The sequence below is a fragment of the Tritonibacter scottomollicae genome, from assembly GCF_032924845.1.
GTDB classification, from domain to species: domain Bacteria; phylum Pseudomonadota; class Alphaproteobacteria; order Rhodobacterales; family Rhodobacteraceae; genus Epibacterium; species Epibacterium scottomollicae.
The window spans coordinates 1071471-1092343 of the sequence record NZ_CP136704.1; the positions used below are offsets into that span (position 1 = coordinate 1071471).

Consider the following 20873-nt stretch of genomic DNA (forward strand, 5'->3'; position numbering starts at 1 on the left):
GCCCCGGATTGGAGCGCGTTTTTTTGTCACCAGCTTGAGCAGTCAGTCCCGGACGATCAGAACGGAACATTTGGCATATCTGGCCACGCGCGCCGAATTCGGCCCCTGCAACCTGTCCATCAGTTCCGGTTTATGTGCGCCCATGACCACGAGGTCGGCCTCGGAACGCTTGATTGCGTCGAGGATCATTTCGTAGACATTCGCTCCAACTTCAACGATGTGCTGGACACCTTTCATGTCCGGCACGTTCGCTTTTACAAAGTCATGAAGTTGACGATCCGCCTCTTTGACCGCTTCCTTCATGGTACCGTCCTTGAAGAAGGATCCGACGATACTCATACCATAATCCGGCACCACGGTGACCACGCTGAGCGTGGCTCCGTAGAACGTCGCCAGTTCCGCAGCACGATTCAGCAACGCCTTTTCGGCATCCATATGCGTGAGGTCGACGGCACAGAGTACATGTTTGGTCATCAGGCCACTCCTTCTTCTTGCTTGCGCTTCCGGCCCAACTGCAGGAACGCGACGAACCCGAGGATCAGGAACGCCGGGAGGTAGAAGACTTCCTTGGGCATTCTGTCGGCTTCGACTTCCATCTCAATCAGTTCCCAATCGAAATCGATGCCCAGCTGTTCTGCTGGACCACCAAAGTTCAGACTGTCGACGAAGATCTTATCACCTTCTTCGCGGAACTCGATGCCCGCGCCGTCATAGAGACGCGTTTGCCCATCTTCGCCTTGATCACCCAGCGGCAACAGGAAACGAGCATCGACCATGTCGCCCTCCAGGCTCTCGCCCATCAGACGGACACGCAGGGTTCCACCATCCTCAACTCGTTCCGCCATTTGGTAAACCGCGGTGCCAGGGCGCGTTTCAAACGCCGGCTGGATCTGGTCAAGGAAGAATCCCGGACGGAACAATGTAAACGCCACCAATAGCAGAAGCGCACTTTCCCAAATCCTTGATTTCACGATGAAATAGTTCATCGTCGATGCCGCGAACAGCAGCATTGCCACCATCGCAACCAGGAAGACAAAGACAGCCTGTATGGGCCCGACATCAATCAACAGCAGGTCGGTGTTGAAGATGAACAGGAACGGAAGCAGCGCCGTCCGGATCGAGTAGAAAAACGCCTGGAAACCGGTGCGCAGCGGGTCGCCCTTGGAAATCGCGGCAGCCGCGAAACTCGCCAGTCCGACCGGAGGAGTTACATCCGCCATGATGCCGAAGTAGAACACAAACATATGGACCGCGATCAGCGGTACGATCAGACCATTCTGCGCTCCAAGCTCCACCACGACCCCCGCCATCAGCGAGCTGACCACAATGTAGTTTGCCGTCGTCGGCAGCCCCATACCCAGCACGATCGAGATCAGCGCAACAAAGATCAGCATCAGCATGACGCTTCCGCCAGAGAGGAATTCGACAAACTCCGCCATCACCTGCCCGATCCCCGTCAGGGTCACGGCGCCAACGATAATGCCGGCCACACCCATGGCACAGGCCAGACCGATCATGTTGCGCGCACCGATGATCAGACCTTCGAAAATGTCCGCAACCCCTTGTTTGAATTCGGAAACCGCATGATCCTGACCGCGGAACATCGCCTTGATCGGGTTCTGCGTTGCCAGGATCACCAGCATTGCGACAGATGACCAGAACGCGGAAAGCCCAGGCGATTTACGCTCGATCATCAAAAGATACATCAGCAGCAGGATTGGCATGATGTAATGAATGCCGGTTTTGAAGATCTCGCGCGCGGGCGGAAGATCCTGCATGGATTCAATGCTGAGTTCGAGATCCTCATGAGATGCTGCGACCTTCAGCGCCAGCACATAGAGCGCCGCCATGATGACAACGATCAGCCATATGCTGGAATCACCCGCTATCCCTTGCAGCGTGTTGACCAGCACTCCACAGAGCCAAAGCGTCCCGCCACCAATCACGATGGAGGTCGCGATGGTGAAGATGGCGCCGAGGAAGAACTTCACCGGGTGCATGCGGCTGGTGCCCTTCATGCCCATTTTCAGCGCTTCGAGGTGCACGATATAAACCAGTGCAATATAGGAAATCGCCGCCGGGATGATCGCGGTTTTCACCACTTCAACGTAAGGAATACCGACATATTCGGTCATCAGGAACGCAACCGCGCCCATCACAGGCGGGGTCAGCACGCCGTTGATCGACGAGGAGACCTCGATCGCACCTGCCTTGGTCGCGGGAAAGCCCACGCGTTTCATCAGCGGGATGGTAAACGTACCCGTGGTGACCACATTGGCGATCGACGATCCGGAGATCAGACCGGTTGCCGCAGAGCCAATGACTGCTGCCTTCGCAGGGCCGCCACGCAGGTGACCCAGCGCGGCAAAGGCCAGTTTCAGAAAGTAGTTCCCTGCCCCGGCCTGATTAAGAAGCGCGCCGAAGAGTACGAAAAGAAAGACAAAACCCGAAGAGACGCCAAGCGCGACACCAAAGACGCCCTCGGTTGTCAGCCACATGTGGCTCATCGCCTTGTTGATCGAGGCGCCTTTCCACTGCACCACTTCCGGCAGCCAGGAAGAAGATCCAAAGAACACATAGGCGAGGAAGAACAGCGCCACGCCCATCAATGGGAAACCAAGGCTGCGCCGTGCCGCTTCGAGCAGCAGCACAAGACCGATCACCGAGACGATCACGTCGGTCTGGTTTGGCGCGCCTGTGCGTTCGGCAACGCCCGCGTAAGCATAGAACAGATAGGACGCGCAAAGCGCACCGATCCCGCCGACAATCCAGGTCGGGATCGGAATGTGGTGTCGCGGACTGGTTTTCAGGCCCGGAAAGGCAACAAAGGCCAGAAGAACCGCAAAGCCCAGGTGGATCGCTCGGGTTTGGGTGTCATTCCACACCCCGACCCCGAGGATGAATGGCAAGGGCGACGCGATCCACAGTTGATACAGGGACCAGACGAGCGGCAGGTACCACAGCGCGTTGCGCCCCAGTGCGTCCTGCGGCAAGCGACCGCCGGTGTCGCTGTCGGCTACAAAATCATCAAGCGTGCGGTCTTCTTGAGCCGCGGCGCTCTGGTTATCTGTCATCTTGTCCCCACCCGGTTTGTTGTTACTCTTGTTCATTCTTAAACGAAAATGGCTTCCGCCCCTGCGCACAGGGACGAAAGCCTTTGGTGTTTTACGTCAGAGGTGATCGGATCACTTCCAGCCGCGCTCTTTGTAGTACTTCATGGCGCCGGGGTGAATGTCGGCGGACAGTGCATCGCTGACCATCTCTTCTTCCGACAGGCGGGCGAAGGCTGGGTGCAGCTTTTTGAAGTCTTCAAAGTTCTCGAACACGGCGCTGACAACGGCATAGACCACGTCGTCGGACACGTCCGAAGAGGTCACGAAGGTTGCTTTGGGACCCCAGGACGGGATGTCCTCGTCGTTGCCTGGGTACATGCCACCGGGAATGGTTGCGGCCGCGTACGGGGAGTTCTCAGCAAGCAGAGTGTCAATGTTTTCACCTGCCAGCGGGACGATCTTCACGTCACAGGAGGAGGTTGCTTCCTGGCTCGAACCATTTGGCAGACCGGAGGCCCAGATGGTGGCGTCGATCTTGCCGTCGCAGAGCGCTGCGGCTTGTTCGGAGGATTTCAGCTCTGCGGCCAGTGCGAAGTCATCCTTGCTCAGGCCGGAGTACTGCATCAGGGTGTCGGCCAGAACGCGGGTGCCGGAGCCGGGGTTCGCGATGTTGACTTTCTTGCCCTTCAGGTCGTCGACAGATGCGATCTCTGCATCCGCGCGCGCCATCAGGTGCATCGGCTCCGGGTGTACGGAGAACAATGCCCGCAGGCCTTCAAACGCGCCATCATTCTCAAATGCGCCAGTGCCGTCGAGGCCAGCTTTCTGCACGTCGGACTGAACCACGCCGAATTCCAGCTCACCCTGGCGAATGGTGCGGGTGTTGTAGACGGAGCCGCCGGTGGATTCCACGGAGCAGCGAATGCCGTGTTCCTTGCGATCCTTGTTCACCAGACGACAGATCGCGCCGCCCGTCGGATAATAAACGCCGGTCACGCCACCGGTGCCGATGGTGATGAACTGCTGCTCAGCCGAAGCTGCACCGGCAAAACCGAGTGCAAAAGTAGCAGCAGATGCAAGAAGTGTTTGTTTGAGGACCATGAGTTCTCTCCCTGATTTTAAACCAAAATCGGTCGCGGTGCCGATAATATGCGGGCGTTGCTTCCACAAGTTATTTTTGCAGTCACAACAATACGAGCGTTTCGTGTGGCCGCCTGAAAATGACGTCGTCCAAGTGGGGTATCTCAGGGGGATGTCTGATCTCAACCCCCTGCCCCTCTAAAGCCAATCAGCGATGAAATACGATTTTTCAGCGATAGCCACCGCGCCTTACAAGCAGCAAATGTCTTGAGTGCTCAGGGCGATGCTAGCAGAGTTTCTTCTGGCGTAAAGTCCGCAAGAGACAGTTCACCGTCTTACCTGTCACGCATCTTGCAGTAAGTCGTAAGAAGACGCTCTCGTCTCATGGTGTGGGGCTCTGTCTTGCAATTTTACAGGCGGCAGGCCTGGCTGAGCGTGATGGGCGCTTCAATTGAGCAAAGTGTTTTAACTAAATACTGGCTGTTTTTCCCGTGACGACGAGTAGTAGATTTGCATAAATTTCGGTACGCCTTGATTGTGCGACGAGCTCTCCAATGTCTGCATGAATGCGCTCTTACGCTACTAATGACCTCTTCAGTATTGCGTATTTGCAAGATTGGGCTGCCAATCTTAACGAAGGTTACCAAGCGTCACCCGATGTTCAGTGCGCTCGGTCTGTCTCGTTCATACCTGCCTTCATAATTTAGAACAGCCATGGCCTGTTTCCGCGTGACGATCGGAGCGTCAACAACGGCCAATCCCCGCAAAACAAAGGGGCTTGCATTTCTGCAAGCCCCGATTTGCACTTTTGATGGACGTTAACGATTAAAAGAACGCCTGCAGGCCGGTTTGCGCACGCCCCAGGATCAATGCATGCACGTCATGCGTCCCCTCGTAAGTGTTCACCGTCTCTAGGTTCATCATGTGACGGATGACCTGGAACTCCAGGCTGATCCCGTTGCCGCCATGCATGTCACGCGCGTGACGGGCAATCTCAAGCGCCTTGCCGCAGTTGTTGCGTTTGACGATCGAAATCATCTCTGGCGCAGCATTGGCTTCGTCCATCAGGCGCCCGACACGCAGCGACGCCTGCAGCCCAAGCGCGATCTCGGTTTGCATATTTGCGAGCTTCAGCTGGAACAGCTGCGTATTGGCCAGCGGGCGACCAAATTGCTGCCGGTCCAGGCCATATTGACGGGCCGCGTGCCAGCATGCCTCTGCGGCGCCCATGACGCCCCAGCTGATGCCATAGCGTGCGCGATTGAGACAGCCGAACGGGCCCTTCAGGCCTTCGACATGCGGCAGCAAGGCATCTTCGCCAACTTCCACACCATCCATCACGATCTCGCCGGTGATCGATGCGCGCAGCGACATCTTCTTTTCGATCTTCGGTGCGGAGAGCCCCTTGGTGCCCTTTTCCAGAACAAATCCCCGGATCTTGCCGCCATGGGCTTCGGATTTGGCCCAGACCACAAAGACATCCGCGATCGGCGAATTGGAGATCCACATCTTGGACCCGGTGAGCTTGTAGCCATCAGCGGTCTTCTCGGCGCGGGTTTTCATGCCGGCCGGATCGGAGCCAGCGTCCGGTTCGGTAAGGCCAAAGCAGCCAATCCACTCGCCCGAGGACAATTTGGGCAGATATTTCTGGCGCTGCTCTTCGCTGCCATAGGCGTAGATCGGGTACATGACCAAAGAGCTTTGCACCGACATCATGGAGCGATAGCCGCTGTCGACACGCTCCACTTCACGCGCGACCAGACCATAGGACACGTAACCGCCACCAAGGCCGCCGTATTCTTCAGGAATAGTGGTGCCCAGTAGGCCCATCTCGCCCATCTCGCGAAAGATCTCGGGATCGGTGTGTTCGGTCTGATAGGCCTCGGTCACGCGGCTTTGCAGTTTTTCCTGTGCATAGGCGCGGGCGGACGCTTCAATCATGCGCTCATCTTCGCTGAGCTGGTCGGAGAGCCGCAGCGGATCCTCCCAGTTGAAGCGGCCTAGATCGGGCGCGTCTTTGGCGCGCAGGGTCGGTTTGTCGTCCAGCATGGGGAGCCTCCTCGGATATATGTTGCCGAGAGGTTAAGCTCTCCGGAGGGCGAAAAACAGCGAGACTTTGGAAAGTACCTATGACAAAAGATCATACATGACAGTCCCTCGACGATTTCTGCCTTCGATTGCTTCACTCCGCGCGCTTGAGGCGCTTGATCGCCTTGGCAGCGCCTCTGCTGCGGCGGGTGAATTGGCTCTGACACAGGGTGCCGTCAGTCGGCAACTGCAGGCGTTGGAACGACAAATCGGGGTGGAGCTGATCCTGCGTGATGGCAAGGCTCTGTCGTTGACACCCGAGGCCTCTGCCTATGCGGATGACATCCGCCAGGCGCTTGACCGCGTTGCACAGGCGACGTTGAAATTGCAGTCTGCTCCGCTCGCGGGCAGTTTGAATCTCGCCATCCTGCCTGCCTTTGGAATGCGATGGTTGATGCCGCGTTTGCCAGAATTCTCGCGCCGGTACCCAGATGTGACGATCAATATGTCGACGCGGCTTGGCCCATTCAACTTTGCATCCGAAGCGTTTGATGCAGCAATACATTTTGGACATGCGGATTGGCCTGGAACCGATGCACTCCTTCTCAAACAAGAGCAACTTCTACCAGTCTGTGCGCCGGGTTTGTTGGGACGGACACAGGTCAAGAAACCGGCGGATTTACTGGAGTTGCCGCTTCTGCATATCCAGACGCGACCCAAAGCCTGGGCGGACTGGTTCGCGCGCCAAGCCGTGCCAGTGGACGGCAATTTGACAGGCACGACCTATGATCAATTCTCCACCATCAATCAGGCCGCACTACATGGGCTTGGTGTGGCGTTGATGCCGGATTATCTGGTGGAGCAGGATCTGGCGACCGGGCGGCTGATGTCTCTTCATCACCAGGCCGAGGATATTGGCGGCGCCTATTATCTGGTGTGGCCAAGGTCAAAGGCGCGGAACGCGGGTTTGATGCAGTTTCGTGAATGGCTGTCCGGGCAGGCACAACCAGAAGATCCCCTGCCCCGCTAACGACAGCGGCCCCGGAAAAACCGGAGCCGTATCAAACTCTTACAGGTGAGTATTCACCCAAGCGCGTATCCGGCGCCGCGGACCGTGCGCACCGGGTCCTGACCGCCGTGCTGTGTCAGTGCCTTACGCAGCCGTCCGATGTGAACGTCGACCGTACGTGTGTCGACATAGATGTCTCGTCCCCACACACGATCAAGCAGTTGCTCACGGCTCCAGACCCGACCCGGCTTTTCCATGAACGTGGACAGCAAGCGGAATTCGGTCGGGCCCAGCTTCAGGGCATGTTCGGCGCGGCTGACTTTGTGGGTTTCCGAATCCAGAATGATGTCGTCGAACTCCAGTCGCATACCAACCGTCGCAGGACGCACCCGGCGCAGCTGCGTGCGGACCCGTGCCATCAGCTCGATGACCGAATAGGGTTTGACCACATAGTCATCGGCACCGGTCTCAAGTCCGCGGACCTTGTCCACTTCCTCTGACCGGGCTGACAGCATGATGATGGGAATGCCACGGGTTTCAGTGCGCGATTTCAAACGGCGGCAAACCTCGATACCCGTCAGATTGGGCATCATCCAGTCCAATACGATGATATCGGGCATGTCCTCGTCCACGAGGAGCAATGCTTCTTCACCGTTTTCTGCCTTGATGACCCGGAAGCCGTCGGCCTCCAGATTATAGGCCAGCACTTCACGCTGGGCCAGTTCGTCCTCGACGACCAGTACAGTGGGCTGATCGGCTGCCATATCTTAGACCTCCTGGGTCGACACCGAAGTGGTATCGGCCTTCGTACGTTCTTCTTCCGGCTTGTTGCCGGTCACCAAATACACGACCTGCTCCGCCATTGCAGTGACATGGTCGCCCATGCGTTCAACGTTCTTGGCAATGAAATGCAGGTGCATGCAGGACGTGATGTTGCGCGGATCTTCCATCATGTGGGTTAGGAACTCGCGGAACAGCGCGTTGTACATCTGGTCGACGTCGCGATCGCGGTCGATGACATCGCGGGCCAGTTCGTGATCGCGCTGGATGTAGCTGTCCAGCGCATCCTTCAGCATCAGTTCGACTTCGCGGGCCATGCGGCGCAGGGCTGCGGCGCTGTCTGCAACGGCCGGGCTCTGGGCGAGAACGCTGGTACGCTTGGCCATGTTCTTGGCATAGTCGCCGATCCGCTCGAGGTGACCGGAGATCTTCATCACGCTGAGGACGACGCGCAGGTCAACTGCGGCCGGGGCGCGGATTGCGATCACCCGTGCGGCATCTTCGTTGATCAGTTCTTCAAGGCCATCGATCGCGGCGTCTTCCTTAACGACCTTCGCCGCAAGCTCCTCGTCGCGGGTTTCCAATGCGCGGGCGGCTTCCATGATAGCGGCCTCCACGAGGCCACCCATTTTCATGATCCGGGCCTGGATTGCCTCGAGGTCCCGATCAAATGCGGATGCAATGTGTTGCTCTTCCATCAGACTGTCTCTCTACCTTAGCCTATGCGGCCGGTGATGTAGCTTTCGGTGCGAGGATCTTCGGGGTTGGTAAAGATCTGACCGGTCGGACCGAATTCCACGAGGTTGCCAAGGTGGAAGAAGGCGGTTTTCTGGCTCACCCGAGCGGCCTGCTGCATGGAGTGCGTCACGATCACGACAGAGTAGCTTTCGCGCAGCTCGTCGATCAGCTCCTCGACCTGTGCGGTGGCGATCGGGTCCAGGGCCGAGCAGGGTTCGTCCATCAACAGGACCTCTGGCTCAGTGGCCACTGCGCGGGCGATGCACAGACGCTGCTGCTGACCGCCCGAAAGGCCGGTGCCGGGGGACTGCAGACGGTCCTTCACCTCGTCCCAGATGGCACCGCGGCGCAGGGATCTCTCGACGATTTCGTCCAGGTCGGCCTTGTTCTTGGCAAGACCGTGGATGCGGGGACCATAGGCCACATTGTCGTAGATCGATTTTGGAAACGGGTTCGGCTTTTGAAACACCATGCCCACCTGTGCCCGCAGCTGCACCGGATCGACACGCTTGTCATAGATATCCTCGCCCTCAAGCAGGATGTCCCCGGTGACCCGGCAAATGTCGATCGTGTCGTTCATGCGGTTGAGGCACCGCAGGAAGGTCGACTTGCCACAACCGGACGGGCCGATGAAGGCCGTGACGGTCTTGTCTTCGATCTCCACATTGACGTCTTTGATGGCGTGGGTGTCGCCGTAGTAAACATTGACGTTCTGAGCGGCCATCTTGGTGCGTTGGGCTTCCACGGTACTATCCACTACTGTCATATCGTTCATTTGAGATGCTCCCCTTACCAGCGGCGCTCGAAGCGACGGCGCAGGATGATTGCGATGATATTCATGGTCAGGAGGAACGCCAACAGGATGATGATGCCGCCCCAGGCCTTTTCGTAAAAGCTCGCATCAGCGCGGGCCGCCCAAGTGTAGATCTGCGCCGGCATTGCCGAGTTCGGCTCGGTGAAGCCTGCGACGAACCCATCCGGATAGCCCCGCGCGACAAAGCCGACCATGCCGATCAGCAACAGCGGTGCGGTTTCCCCCAGCGCCTGTGCCAGACCGATGATGGTGCCGGTCAGGATGCCCGGTGCCGCCAGCGGCAGTACATGATGGAATACGGCCTGCATCTTGGATGCCCCGACTCCCAAGGCCGCGTCCCGGATCGAGGGTGGTACCGCCTTTAGCGAGGCACGGGTGGAAATGATGATGGTCGGCAGCGTCATCAGCGACAGCACGAGGCCACCGACCAGCGGCGCGGATTGCGGCAGATGCATGAACTGGATGAACACCGCGAGGCCAAGGATACCAAACACGATCGACGGAACCGCCGCGAGATTGGAGATGTTCACCTCGATCAGGTCGGTGAACCGGTTCTGCGGTGCGAATTCCTCCAGGTAGATGGACGCGGCCACGCCGATGGGCAGCGACAGCACCAGAACCACCAACATCATGAAGAAGGAGCCCACAACGGCTGCGCCGATACCGGCCCCGCCCGGGTTGTCCACGCCGGAGTCGGCGCCAGTGATGAAGGTCCAGCTGAAGGCCTGCTTGATGATCTGAGCCTCTTCCAGCGCATCCACCAGATCCAGATCGCTGAGCTGCAGGAACCGGCTGTCCTGCAGGGTCTCGCGGTTCACGCGGCCCTTGTAGTAGCCATCGACGCGACTGGAGGCGGCCAGCTCGAAGGGAACCGGCTTGCCCACATCGTCAGGAAATTCCTTGTAGTGCGCGCGCAGAGTGCCGCCGACCTTGCCGAGCAGCCGCTCGATCGCGGCTTCGTCAAAGTCGACCGACATGCCGCGCTCTTCAAGTTTGCCCTGCAGGGCAGCGATGAAGAGGTTGGAATAGGCCTTGGTCTTGAACAGTTCGCTCTCGGCGGCGTCCATCTGGTCTTGGGTCAGGGTGAATTCGACATTGACCACGGTACGGGTGAAGGCCGGAGCGCCCGAGCGGATGATCGACACGAAGAGCACTGTCAGGAAAAACAGGCCGGTGAGGATCGCCACCATCCCGTAGGCCCGAAAGCGCTTTTCAGCGGCGTTGCGGCGTCGGGTGTTGGCGTCGGCTTGGCGCAGCGACCTGGCGCGCGCAGGGGGCGGGGTGTCCATGCTGGCATCGGTCATTCGTACTGCTCCCGGTATTTACGGACAATGTAGAGGGCGATGATGTTGAGGCACAGGGTCAGCACAAAGAGTGTCATGCCGAGCGCGAAGGCGACGAGGGCTTCGGGGCTGGCAAAATCGGCGTCACCTGTCAGCTGGCTGACAATCTTGGCCGTTACCGTGGTCATCGCTTCAAACGGGTTGAGACTGAGCCGGGCCGCGGCGCCTGCCCCAAGCACCACGATCATGGTTTCGCCAATGGCACGCGAGGCGGCCAGCAGAATGGCGCCGACGATGCCCGGAAGTGCTGCTGGGATAACCACCTGGCGGATGGTTTCCGACTGGGTTGCACCCAGGCCATAGGACCCATCGCGCATCGCCTGCGGCACGGCATTGATGATGTCGTCCGACAGTGAAGAAACAAAGGGTATGAGCATGATGCCCATCACCAACCCCGCAGTCATCACCGCTGTGCCGGCTTGCATCCAGCCCAGCCCCTCGTTGCCAAAGACCTTCAGCAGAAGCGGCCCCACGGTCAGCAGCGCAAAGAGACCATAGACGATGGTCGGGATGCCGGCGAGGATCTCCAGCAGCGGCTTGGCGATCGACCGGATCCGCGGGCTGGCGTATTCGGACAGGTAGATCGCAGCAAAAAGCCCGATCGGAACCGCCACTGCAAGCGCCACGATGGAAATGTAGAAGGTCCCCCACAGGAGCGGCAGCACGCCCAGATCAGAAGAGCCGCCACGACCGGAAAAGCTCGGCGCCCAGTTTAGACCGAAGAAGAAATCGGAGGCCGGATAGAGCTTGAAGAATTCCCATGTGTTGAAGACCAGCGACAACAGGATACCGACGGTGGTGAGAACAGCGATCGAGGCCGCGCCGACCAGCAGGGCGTGAATGCCGAGTTCAACCACATTACGGGCGCGAAACAGGGCGCGCGTCTCGCGCAGGGCAAACAGCGTTCCGGCCAGCGCCAGCACCACTGCAACAATCGACATGATCTGGTAGCCGGTCGCGTTCACGATCCGGTAGCGCTGGGCTGCGCGCAGAACCGGCTGTGTGACCTCCGTGGTCACGATCTGGCCGGCATCCTTGAGCACTTGGGACACATCGGTGAAATCCGCGCGGGCGTTGCGGGCAAACTCCTCGTCCATCACGCCCTGCGCCACCGCGTTGTCGAGACCGTTTGCGGCGCGGCGGACCTCTGCCATGACCAGCCCACGCGATGAGCCATCGTCGATCACGTTCGCAGGGATCATGCCCGAGATGACTGAGTTAACATAGAGCGGCTGCACCAGGAGCCAGACGATCAACAGGACGAATGTCGGCACCATGGCTTTGAGCGCCACGTTCCAGCCGTAGTAGGACGGCAGCGAATGCAGCTCTCTGCTGTCGCCTCCCGCGTTGGCCAGCGCCCGCGACCGGCCGAGCATATAGCCCACCGCCGCGATCACGAGCACGATCAAGATCAGCCAGAATAACGGCATCGTAACCCCCGAGGTCATGTTGTCTTTGAATAGATCCAGAAAGGGATCCGGGGCGGCGTTAAACACCGCCCCGGTCGTCAGTCAGCTGCTGAAATCAGCTGCCGGAGCCCATGGTGGTCGCATTGGCGACAGCTTCTTGGGTCTTTGCCAGTTCCGGGTCAGCCACCAGGCCGTAGTTGGCCAACGGGCCGGACGGGCCAGCGATCTCGTCAGCCACGAAGAACTGAGCGTATTCCTGCAGGCCGGGGATCACGCCGATGTGGGCTTTCTTCACGTAGAAGAACAGCGGGCGGGACACGGGGTATTCACCGGTGGAGATGGTCTCGGTGGACGGAGCCACGTCGGACATGGTCGCTACTTTCAGCTTGTCGGTGTTGTTCTCGTAGAACGCCAGACCGAACACGCCGATGCCGCTGGTGTTGGCGTCGATACGCGCCAGGGTCTCGGTGTAGTCACCGTCGATGTCCACGGACTTGCCGTCCTGGCGTACGTCGAGGCAGGCATCTTCTGCTGCATCTTCGTCCATGCCGCCGTCGAGCATCGCCTGCATGGCGCCGGTTGCTTCACAGCCCTTCAACAGGACCTTGTCTTCGAAGACTTCGCGGGTGCCGTGCTTGGTGCCGGGGATGAACATCGCGATTTCTGCGTCGGGCAGATCCGCGTTGAACTCGGCCCAGGAGTTGAAGCTGTTTTCAACCAATGCGCCGTCTTTCATCACCTGTGCGCCGATGGCGTTGTAGATGTCGGACGGTTCAAAAGCGGAGAACTCGGGACCGGACTGCTGGGAAGCAAACACGATGCCGTCATAGCCGATGCGGACTTCGATGATGTCGGTCACGCCAGCTTCGGCGCAGGCCTTGATCTCTTTTTCGCGAATTTGGCGCGACGCGTTGGCGACGTCGATGGTGTTTTCGCCAACACCTTCGCAGAAGCGCTTCAGGCCAGCGGAGGAGCCACCGGATTCAACGACCGGGGTCGGGAAATCGGTGTTTTCACCGAACACTTCTGCAACGATCGAAGCATATGGCAGAACGGTGGAGGAGCCAGCGACCTGCACCTGGTCACGCGCAGCGGCTGCGGTGGCCGATACAGCTGCGATTGCCAGGGTGGATGCGGTCAGTTTCACAAAGGACATCTACGTCTCCATGAGTTTAAGAAATTTACGATCACCCCCAAGATGATCTTGAGCCCCTCCTAGAAGGCTCAGGTGTGGCTTTTGTGACAGCTATGTAACAGTTACATGACGACCCGGGCCCTGCCCTGAAAAAAAATCGAAATACTCACGAGAAATAGGGATTTGCCGCGCCGCACGTAGGGCACGCCTCGGGGAATGCGACGATGCAAAGATTAATCGGCTGTCACACAAGCCCCAGATTACGCCCGGTGATGCGACGCAGATGGGCCTGAAAGGCTTCGTTTGGGGTCAGATTCGCGCGTGTGTGACGCTGTTATTGCGGCAGGATGACCGTGAAGGTCGCACCCTTTCCAAGATCGCTTTCCACCCGCAACCGGCCACGGTGCCTGTTGATGATGTGTTTCACGATCGCCAAGCCAAGCCCCGTGCCACCCAGCTCTCGTGATCTGTGGTTGTCAGCGCGATAAAAGCGTTCAGTGAGACGGGGCAGATGCACCGGGTTGATGCCGGGGCCGTCATCAATGACCTGCACCCGCACAGCCGGGCATCGCAGCGCCGGGTCGCGTTCCAGCACGGTCAGGGTCACGGAGACGTTTTCGCCGCCGTATTTCAAACCGTTTTCGATCAGGTTGGTGAAGACCTGCTGAATTTGATCGGCGTCCGCCGGAATGTCCACCGGCGTGTCCGGCGCCTCCAGCGTCAGGGACGTCCCGCCGGATGCGGCAAGCGGTTCGAGGGACTTGATGGTGGACTTCAAATGCTCCACCAGATCGATGCGCTCCTTGGGGCGCACGCGTTCCTCGCTCTCCACCCGGTTCAGGGACAGCAGATCCCCCACCAACCGGTTCATGCGGCTGGCCTCGCCTTCCATGATGCCGAGAAACCGATCCCGGGCGTTGGGGTCATCGCGTGCAGCCCCGCGCAGGGTTTCGATAAACCCCATGAGCGCGGTCAGCGGCGTGCGCAGCTCATGGCTGACGTTGGCCACAAAGTCCCGGCGCATCTGGCCAACGGTTTCCCGGTCGGTGATATCTGCAAAACAGACCAATACAGCACCGCCTTTGACCGCGCCGACGCCAGAAACATACCGCAGAGTGACCTCGAAAGTCGTGTCCTGTGCGCCATCGTTGGACAGGTGGCGCGCGGTGCGTGGCTGGCGGTCCAAAAGGCAGGTCTCGATCGCCGTGGTGACGCCCGGTTGACGTAGGATCGTGGCAAAGTGCCGCCCGACGATCTGCGGACCCAGAAGCGTTATACCCTCGACATTGGCCGCGATGAACCGCTCGGTCTGGTCGACCAAGACGGCTGGCATCGGTATCGCGGCCAGCAGACCGTCGATTAACTCTTGCGACATGAGACTCTGCCTCGTTGTTTTCGTCGTGGCGATCTGTTTAGCCGGGAAATGTAACTATGACGTGGCAGCCGTGATCGCGTCTTCGAAGATGCGGCAGAGCGTGTCTGGATCCTCCAGCCCGACCGAAACGCGAAAGAACCCCTCGTGCAAACCCAGCTCAGCGCGGTTCTCAGGCGACAGCGCCCGATGTGACGAGGAGGCGGGGTGCGACAGCGTGGTGCCCACATCCCCCAGCGTCGGCGCGAAGGACAGCCCCTCCGCGGCACGGGTGAAGGCATTGGCGGCGTCGCGCCCGCCGTCCAGCTCGAAGCTGACCATGTTACAGCCCCTGCCCTTCAGCAGCGTTTCTGCACGCCCGTGATCGGGGTGGTCGTGACGCGTCGGATACAGCACGCGCTTGACACCCGGCAGCCCTGCAATGTGGTCGGCCAGACGGGCGGCCGTGGCTTCGGCACGGTCAAAGCGCAGGTCAAACGACAGCAAACCGCGCTCCGCCAGCCAGCAGTCAAAGGGGCTTGGTGTCATGCCGGTGGTGACGGAAAACACCCGCATCCGGTCATTGAGTGCGGCATCCTTGGCGACCACATAGCCCAGCATCACGTCGGAATGCCCCGCCAGCAGCTTGGTCACCGAATGGATCACGATGTCGGCACCATGGTCGAACGGCTTGAACCCGCGCGGCGTGGTAAAGGTATTGTCGACGACCAGCAGCAGACCGTGTTCGCGGCACAGCGCGGCAATCCCGTCGATATCCGCCACCGCCAGCGTCGGGTTGGACACAGCCTCCACCAAGATGAGCTTGGTCTCGGGACGGATGGCCGCGCGGATGGCCTCCACATCGCCGGGGTCGGCCAATGTCGTCGCGATGCCGAGACGCGGCAGGTCTTCCTTCATCAATCGCAGGGAGCGGCCATATAGCTGATCGCCGCCGATGACGTGCTCGCCTGTCTGCAACAGCCCCATCAGAACGGCAGAGACCGCCGCCATGCCGGAACCGGTCACCACACCACCCGATGCCCCCTCCATATCATCAAGACGGCGCGCGATCACATCGGCGTTTGGGTGCCCCTCACGTGAGTAGGTATAACCGTGTACGCGGCCCTCGTACTGATCGTCCAGCGCATCCGGGGTCTCGGATGCATAGACAACAGAGGGACTGAGCGGGGTGACCACGGGATGGCTGGCGCTCTCGGGCAGACCATGCGGACGCATGACGGAGGGGCGGGAATTCTTCACGGTCAAATCTCCTTCAGCTCCGCTTTGAAGCGGCGCATGTTCTCCTGATAATGCAGGGCGCTGTCGGCCAGCTTGGCGACGAGGGCGGCGTCCACTTCGCGCACCACTTTGCCTGGTGCGCCCATGACCAGAGAATTATCAGGAATTTCCTTGTTCTCCGTGATCAGGGCGCCCGCGCCTATCAAACAGTTCTTACCGATCTTGGCACCGTTGAGAATGGTGGCCCCCATGCCGATTAGGGAGTTTTCGCCAATGGTGCAGCCATGCAGCATGACCTTGTGACCAATGGTGCAGTTCTCACCAATGCTGAGGGGGTAGCCCGCATCAATATGCATAACCACGTTTTCCTGCACGTTGGAGCCACGGCCAACGCGGATTTCCTCGTGATCGGCGCGGATGGTGACGCCGAACCAGACCGAGGCCCCCTCCTCCAGTACCACCTGCCCGATCAGGTTGGCATCAGGGGCAACCCAGGTGTCGGGGTGGATCTGCGGCTTGTGGGCTCCAAGGGCATAAAGGGTCATGACAGCTCCTCGAATTCCTGTTGCAGGGTGCGCGCGTGGTCGATCAGCGATGGTTGCTGCAGGCGGCGCAGACGTGTGGCCTTGATGATCGTCTTGAGGTTCTCTTCGGTCTCGTCGAGATCCTCGTTGATCAGCACATGGTCATAAGACCCCCAGTGCGAAATCTCGTCCCAGCTTTTCTGCATCCGGCGCTGGATGGTCTCGTCATCGTCCTGCGCCCGGTTTTCCAGCCGGCGCCGCAGCTCGGTGATCGAGGGCGGCAGCAGGAAAATCGACAGCGTGTGCTTGCCGAGATCGGAGTTGGTGATCTGCTGCGCGCCCTGCCAGTCGATATCAAACAGCACGTCCTGACCGTCGTTGATGGCGTGCTGCACCGGCCCTTTGGGCGAGCCGTAGAAATTGCCGAACACATGCGCGTGCTCCAGCATCTCGCCATCGGCCACGTCATGTTTGAACAAGTCGACCGAGACGAAATGGTAATCCTGCCCGTCCACCTCGCCGGGGCGCGGTTTGCGCGTGGTGGCAGAGACGGAAAAGCTGATGTCGCTGTCCCAGGCCCGTAGCCGCTTTGCCAATGTCGATTTGCCCGCGCCGGAGGGCGACGACAGGATGATGAGAAGGCCCCGCCGCTGTGCCTGTTTCTGTGCCATGAGAGGGGTCGCTCCTTATTCTATGTTCTGGACTTGCTCGCGCATCTGGTCGATCACGGTTTTGAGTTCCAAACCCACTTCGGTCAAGGCCGCGTTCTGCGCTTTTGAACACAGCGTGTTGGCCTCTCGGTTGAACTCCTGCATCAGGAAGTCCAGCTTTCGCCCGATCAGGCCTCCCGTGTCGAGCAGAGCGCGCGCGGCAGTGACATGGGCCGCGAGCCGGTCCAGCTCCTCTGTCACATCCGACTTCACCGCGATCAGCGCCAGCTCCTGCGCGACACGATCCGGATCCGCGCCTTCACTGTTCTGAATCACACGGGCAAGGTTCGCTTTCAGCGCGTCCTCAATCTGCAGCTGACGATCCGCAGCGCGCTGGGCGGCCTGGTTGCAGAGGGTTTCAATACGGGACAGCTGATCTGTGAGCACCTGAAACAGTGCGGCGCCCTCGGCCACGCGCATGTTAACAAAGTCATTCAGAAGTGAGTCGAATTCGGATAGGAGCATCTTTACCAAATGTTCGGTATTTTGCTCGGCGGAGGCCTGCTCCAACACGCCACGCATCTGAAGGATATCCGTTGCGCGAACGGGTGCGAGCACCAAACCGACCTGCTCGGCCTGTGCTTGCGTCGCGCGGACGGATGCAAGGGCGTTCTCCAATGCGGCGGTGTTGATCTGCATCTGTCCCTTGCCGTCCTCGGCTCGGCTCAGACGCAGATTGATCGACACATTGCCACGGCCAAGCCTCTTGGATGCGCGCTTTTTCAGTTCATTTTCAAGACCTTCAAGCCAATCCGGCACCCGTGCGCGCAGGTCCAGTCCCTTGGCGTTGACCGATCTGATATCCCAGATCCAAGTGTACCCGTCCTGTGCGCCCTGCCCGGATGCAAAGCCTGTCATGGAATGCAATGTCATCTATGTCCCTCCTTGATCCTGAATACAGGTGCAGGGCACCGGGTCAATGCCAGCCGCATAGCAGAAAGCGCGAAGGCGGAGGGGCGCTATCCTAAAGTGTTAACCATTGATTAAACTATTGGTCCAAACTTTAGCTATATTGTGTCATGTTAACTCCAAGGTAACCAATTTGACGTTAACCCTTGGGCATGGGTCTCTTGCCAGGGTTCGATGTCGAAACCGGATGCAGAGGACATGAAAATGATTTTTCGCGGTCACGACGGCGCAGACAAGAAGACGGGGTTGGACAAGGTGGTAGCAATGGATCGCTTTCGCGCACGCTCTAACGTGTCGCCGCTGCGTCAGGCTGAGGCATACTGGACCGCACTGCGTCGAGGCGATGAGATTCCCAGCCGCTCACAGGTTGATCCGCGTGGGCTGGAAAACATCCTGAGCCAGACTTTTATTCTGGAACGGGTCGCTCCGGGAATCGCCCGGTTCCGTCTGGCCGGCCAGCGCGTCAATGAACTCGCCGGGATGGAAGTGCGTGGCATGCCGCTAACGGCCTTCTTCACAGTAGAAGCACGCAAGACCATCAGCGCCGCTCTGGAGCATATGTTCGAAGACCCCTCCATTCTGGAATTCGACCTGAAGACCGAAGCAACCCGCATGCGGGGCAGCCGCACAGCGCGTATGATACTGCTACCGCTACGCAGCGATCTTGGCGATGTCAGCCGGGCGCTGGGCGTTCTGGTGTCCGAAGGTGCCGCAAGCCGTGTGTCGCAGCGCTTCAGCGTCGAAAGCTATGACGTTCGCAAAGTCGGCAAGGCTTCGGGTGACGCACTGGACAAGCCTGAATTCAAGGCGACCCCGCGCGTATCCGAGCCAGGTCTGCAAGACCGTCCACGGCGCGACCTCTCGACCGGCAAGACGTCCGAGACGACGGGCTTTTCTGAGCCGCGCACGTCCTTTGAACGCAAGTCCACCAGCTTGATGGATGAGGCGAGATCACTTCTGGATCGGGCACGCCGTGAGAATGACGAGGCGTTGAAATCGACACGCACCCCGGTCAGAAATGATACCGAAACCACCAGCTCCGTGACGCTGGAGACGGTATCGACAACCGAGGTGGAAAAACTGGTATCCCGGCCGCCGCGCGGTGGCAAGCTGCGCAAAGACGCATCACATCTGCGTCTGGTGGTTTCGCGGGACTGATTGCTAAAATTCTAGTCAAAATCGCGACTAATACGTATAAGTTTCAACCTACTGGACATAGACGTTGAAGCATTGACGCCCGGACACAGAATGTGTTCCGGGCGTTCTTTTTTTGTCGATTGTCTGGCCTTGCGGCGTCGGTAATCCCCACAAAAAAAACGGCCCGCATCTCCATGCGGGCCGTCAATGCAACGATAAATCGGTTCTTATATCGCAGCGCGGCTTTCGCCCGGTGTCCGCAGGCGCGACAGTTCCTCGGCGACGAGGAAGGCCAGCTCCAGCGACTGATCCGCGTTGAGGCGCGGGTCACAAGCGGTGTGATAGCGATCACTGAGGTTTTCCTCGGTCACGTCCCGCACCCCGCCGGTGCATTCGGTGACGTCCTGGCCGGTCATCTCGAAATGCACACCACCGGGGATGGTGCCCTCGGCCTGGTGTACTCCGAAGAAGTCGCGCACTTCGCGCAGTACAGAATCGAAGGGCCGTGTCTTGTAGCCCGTGGCGGATTTGATGGTGTTGCCATGCATCGGATCGCAGACCCAGGTCACCTTGGCGCCCTCTTCCTTGACCGCCTGCACCAGACGCGGCAGGTGCTCACCCGCCTTGCCGGCACCGAAGCGCGCGATCAGGGTCAGCTTGCCCTCCTCGTTCTCCGGGTTGAGCTTCTGCATCAGGACCTTGAGATCGTCGGAGGTGGTGGTCGGACCACATTTCAGACCGATCGGGTTCAGTACACCGCTGCAGAATTCCACATGCGCGCCGTCCGGCTGGCGGGTGCGGTCGCCGATCCAGATCATGTGACCGGAGCCTGCCAGCCATTTGCCGGAGGTCGAATCAAGACGGGTCAGGGCCTCTTCATATTCCAGTAGCAGCCCTTCATGGCTGGTGTAGAATTCCACCGTCTGCAGCGTATGTGCAGTGTCCTTGGTGACGCCTGCCGCCTTCATGAAGTCCAGCGTGTCGGTGATCCGGTTCGCCATGTCGCGATAGGCCTCGGCCTTTTCACCTTCGGTAAAGCCAAGCGTCCAGGCGTGCACCTGATGCACATCTGCGTAACCGCCGGTGGAGAAGGCGCGGATCAGGTTCAGCGTCGCCGCGGCCTGAGTATAGGCCTGCAGCATCTTCTTCGGATCCGGAATGCGCGCGTCGGACGTAAAGGCCAGCTCGTTGATGATGTCACCGCGATAGCTCGGCAGCTCAACACCGTCGATGGTCTCGGTTGGGGCGGAACGCGGCTTGGCGAATTGCCCGGCCATGCGCCCAACTTTCACCACCGGCACCTTGGCGCCGTAGGTCAGCACCATGGCCATCTGCAACATCACCTTGAAGGTGTCGCGAATGCCATCGGCGCTGAATTGCTCAAAGCTCTCGGCGCAGTCACCGCCCTGAAGCAGGAAGGCCTCGCCGCGTCCCGCTGCCCCAAGCTGGGACTTCAGGCGGCGCGCTTCACCGGCAAAAACCAGCGGCGGATATTTCCCCAATTGCGCTTCGACGGAGTGCAGCGCGTCCTGATCCAGATAGTCCGGCATCTGGACTCGCGGCTTGTTGCGCCAGTTCGTTTTTTGCCAATCGCTCATGGCTCATACTCCGAAA

Annotated in this window: 18 protein-coding genes; 2 read left to right on the top strand and 16 right to left on the bottom strand. The window is 59.4% G+C overall.

All coding sequences use genetic code 11. From position 1 onward, the window contains the following. Window positions 1-42: 42 nt before the first annotated feature. From R1T40_RS05650 to R1T40_RS05665, 4 genes are all read right to left on the bottom strand, one after another. Window positions 43-474 carry a universal stress protein gene (locus R1T40_RS05650; protein WP_317386191.1) on the bottom strand — a complete coding sequence of 144 codons (432 nt, stop codon included), beginning with the start codon at window positions 472-474 and terminating at the stop codon, window positions 43-45. Beyond that, window positions 474-3074 carry a TRAP transporter permease gene (locus tag R1T40_RS05655; protein ID WP_317386192.1) on the bottom strand — a complete coding sequence of 867 codons (2601 nt, stop codon included), beginning with the start codon at window positions 3072-3074 and terminating at the stop codon, window positions 474-476. Before R1T40_RS05655 ends, R1T40_RS05650 begins: the two co-directional genes overlap by 1 nt. A 111-nt stretch (window positions 3075-3185) precedes the next feature. Continuing rightward, window positions 3186-4154 carry a TAXI family TRAP transporter solute-binding subunit gene (locus R1T40_RS05660; protein ID WP_317386193.1) on the bottom strand — a complete coding sequence of 323 codons (969 nt, stop codon included), beginning with the start codon at window positions 4152-4154 and terminating at the stop codon, window positions 3186-3188. Between the two features lie 804 nt (window positions 4155-4958). Beyond that, on the bottom strand, window positions 4959-6182 hold the full coding sequence (locus R1T40_RS05665) for an acyl-CoA dehydrogenase (protein WP_207796913.1): 1224 nt from the start codon (window positions 6180-6182) through the stop codon (window positions 4959-4961). A 97-nt stretch (window positions 6183-6279) separates the two neighbouring features. Between R1T40_RS05665 and R1T40_RS05670 the strand changes: the two genes are divergently transcribed. Then, window positions 6280-7191, top strand: a complete 912-nt coding sequence (locus R1T40_RS05670) for a LysR family transcriptional regulator (RefSeq protein WP_317386194.1) — start codon at window positions 6280-6282, stop codon at window positions 7189-7191. A 53-nt stretch (window positions 7192-7244) separates the two neighbouring features. On the opposite strand, the gene phoB is transcribed toward R1T40_RS05670, so the two are convergent. The 11 genes from phoB to R1T40_RS05725 all read right to left on the bottom strand — a co-directional run bounded on the left by phoB (window position 7245) and on the right by R1T40_RS05725 (window position 18086). Then, window positions 7245-7934, bottom strand: a complete 690-nt coding sequence (phoB, locus tag R1T40_RS05675) for a phosphate regulon transcriptional regulator PhoB (protein ID WP_106163674.1) — start codon at window positions 7932-7934, stop codon at window positions 7245-7247. 3 nt (window positions 7935-7937) lie between these two features. Further along, on the bottom strand, window positions 7938-8648 hold the full coding sequence (phoU, locus tag R1T40_RS05680) for a phosphate signaling complex protein PhoU (protein ID WP_106163673.1): 711 nt from the start codon (window positions 8646-8648) through the stop codon (window positions 7938-7940). Window positions 8649-8665: 17 nt separating this feature from the next. Further along, window positions 8666-9463 (bottom strand): phosphate ABC transporter ATP-binding protein PstB, encoded by a 798-nt coding sequence (pstB, locus tag R1T40_RS05685; RefSeq protein WP_317386195.1) that lies wholly within the window; start codon window positions 9461-9463, stop codon window positions 8666-8668. Window positions 9464-9477: 14 nt separating this feature from the next. Beyond that, window positions 9478-10806, bottom strand: coding sequence for a phosphate ABC transporter permease PstA (gene pstA / locus R1T40_RS05690; RefSeq protein WP_317386196.1), 1329 nt, complete (start codon window positions 10804-10806; stop codon window positions 9478-9480). Beyond that, complete coding sequence (gene pstC, locus R1T40_RS05695) at window positions 10803-12275, bottom strand: phosphate ABC transporter permease subunit PstC (protein ID WP_106163739.1); 1473 nt, start codon at window positions 12273-12275, stop codon at window positions 10803-10805. Before pstC ends, pstA begins: the two co-directional genes overlap by 4 nt. Before the next feature lie 94 nt (window positions 12276-12369). Then, window positions 12370-13410, bottom strand: coding sequence for a substrate-binding domain-containing protein (locus tag R1T40_RS05700; protein WP_317386197.1), 1041 nt, complete (start codon window positions 13408-13410; stop codon window positions 12370-12372). A gap of 313 nt (window positions 13411-13723) precedes the next feature. Further along, window positions 13724-14764, bottom strand: coding sequence for a sensor histidine kinase (locus R1T40_RS05705; RefSeq protein WP_317386198.1), 1041 nt, complete (start codon window positions 14762-14764; stop codon window positions 13724-13726). A gap of 54 nt (window positions 14765-14818) precedes the next feature. Continuing rightward, window positions 14819-15976, bottom strand: coding sequence for a trans-sulfuration enzyme family protein (locus tag R1T40_RS05710; RefSeq protein ID WP_317386950.1), 1158 nt, complete (start codon window positions 15974-15976; stop codon window positions 14819-14821). A 26-nt stretch (window positions 15977-16002) separates the two neighbouring features. Next, the gene (locus tag R1T40_RS05715) at window positions 16003-16524 is read right to left on the bottom strand and encodes a gamma carbonic anhydrase family protein (RefSeq protein WP_317386199.1); all 522 of its coding nucleotides are present in this window, start codon (window positions 16522-16524) and stop codon (window positions 16003-16005) included. Next, on the bottom strand, window positions 16521-17174 hold the full coding sequence (gmk, locus tag R1T40_RS05720; protein WP_317386200.1) for a guanylate kinase: 654 nt from the start codon (window positions 17172-17174) through the stop codon (window positions 16521-16523). Before gmk ends, R1T40_RS05715 begins: the two co-directional genes overlap by 4 nt. A gap of 15 nt (window positions 17175-17189) precedes the next feature. After that, on the bottom strand, window positions 17190-18086 hold the full coding sequence (locus R1T40_RS05725) for a YicC/YloC family endoribonuclease (protein WP_317386201.1): 897 nt from the start codon (window positions 18084-18086) through the stop codon (window positions 17190-17192). Window positions 18087-18326: 240 nt separating this feature from the next. On the opposite strand from R1T40_RS05725, the gene R1T40_RS05730 reads away from it, so the two are divergent. Further along, complete coding sequence (locus R1T40_RS05730; protein WP_317386951.1) at window positions 18327-19280, top strand: PAS domain-containing protein; 954 nt, start codon at window positions 18327-18329, stop codon at window positions 19278-19280. 206 nt (window positions 19281-19486) lie between these two features. Here R1T40_RS05730 and R1T40_RS05735 read toward each other — a convergent pair whose 3' ends face one another. After that, window positions 19487-20857 (bottom strand): class II 3-deoxy-7-phosphoheptulonate synthase, encoded by a 1371-nt coding sequence (locus R1T40_RS05735; RefSeq protein WP_317386202.1) that lies wholly within the window; start codon window positions 20855-20857, stop codon window positions 19487-19489. Between the last annotated feature and the right edge of the window lie 16 nt (window positions 20858-20873).

Excerpts from the sequence above, each read along its gene's own strand:
- R1T40_RS05650 (WP_317386191.1), bottom strand. The coding sequence starts at position 474 with ATGACCAAACATGTACTCTGTGCCGTCGACCTCACGCATATGGATGCC.
- R1T40_RS05655 (WP_317386192.1), bottom strand. The coding sequence starts at position 3,074 with ATGACAGATAACCAGAGCGCCGCGGCTCAAGAAGACCGCACGCTTGAT.
- R1T40_RS05660 (WP_317386193.1), bottom strand. The coding sequence starts at position 4,154 with ATGGTCCTCAAACAAACACTTCTTGCATCTGCTGCTACTTTTGCACTC.
- R1T40_RS05665 (WP_207796913.1), bottom strand. The coding sequence starts at position 6,182 with ATGCTGGACGACAAACCGACCCTGCGCGCCAAAGACGCGCCCGATCTA.
- R1T40_RS05670 (WP_317386194.1), top strand. The coding sequence starts at position 6,280 with ATGACAGTCCCTCGACGATTTCTGCCTTCGATTGCTTCACTCCGCGCG.
- phoB (WP_106163674.1), bottom strand. The coding sequence starts at position 7,934 with ATGGCAGCCGATCAGCCCACTGTACTGGTCGTCGAGGACGAACTGGCC.
- phoU (WP_106163673.1), bottom strand. The coding sequence starts at position 8,648 with ATGGAAGAGCAACACATTGCATCCGCATTTGATCGGGACCTCGAGGCA.
- pstB (WP_317386195.1), bottom strand. The coding sequence starts at position 9,463 with ATGAACGATATGACAGTAGTGGATAGTACCGTGGAAGCCCAACGCACC.
- pstA (WP_317386196.1), bottom strand. The coding sequence starts at position 10,806 with ATGACCGATGCCAGCATGGACACCCCGCCCCCTGCGCGCGCCAGGTCG.
- pstC (WP_106163739.1), bottom strand. The coding sequence starts at position 12,275 with ATGCCGTTATTCTGGCTGATCTTGATCGTGCTCGTGATCGCGGCGGTG.
- R1T40_RS05700 (WP_317386197.1), bottom strand. The coding sequence starts at position 13,410 with ATGTCCTTTGTGAAACTGACCGCATCCACCCTGGCAATCGCAGCTGTA.
- R1T40_RS05705 (WP_317386198.1), bottom strand. The coding sequence starts at position 14,764 with ATGTCGCAAGAGTTAATCGACGGTCTGCTGGCCGCGATACCGATGCCA.
- R1T40_RS05710 (WP_317386950.1), bottom strand. The coding sequence starts at position 15,976 with ATGCGTCCGCATGGTCTGCCCGAGAGCGCCAGCCATCCCGTGGTCACC.
- R1T40_RS05715 (WP_317386199.1), bottom strand. The coding sequence starts at position 16,524 with ATGACCCTTTATGCCCTTGGAGCCCACAAGCCGCAGATCCACCCCGAC.
- gmk (WP_317386200.1), bottom strand. The coding sequence starts at position 17,174 with ATGGCACAGAAACAGGCACAGCGGCGGGGCCTTCTCATCATCCTGTCG.
- R1T40_RS05725 (WP_317386201.1), bottom strand. The coding sequence starts at position 18,086 with ATGACATTGCATTCCATGACAGGCTTTGCATCCGGGCAGGGCGCACAG.
- R1T40_RS05730 (WP_317386951.1), top strand. The coding sequence starts at position 18,327 with ATGATTTTTCGCGGTCACGACGGCGCAGACAAGAAGACGGGGTTGGAC.
- R1T40_RS05735 (WP_317386202.1), bottom strand. The coding sequence starts at position 20,857 with ATGAGCGATTGGCAAAAAACGAACTGGCGCAACAAGCCGCGAGTCCAG.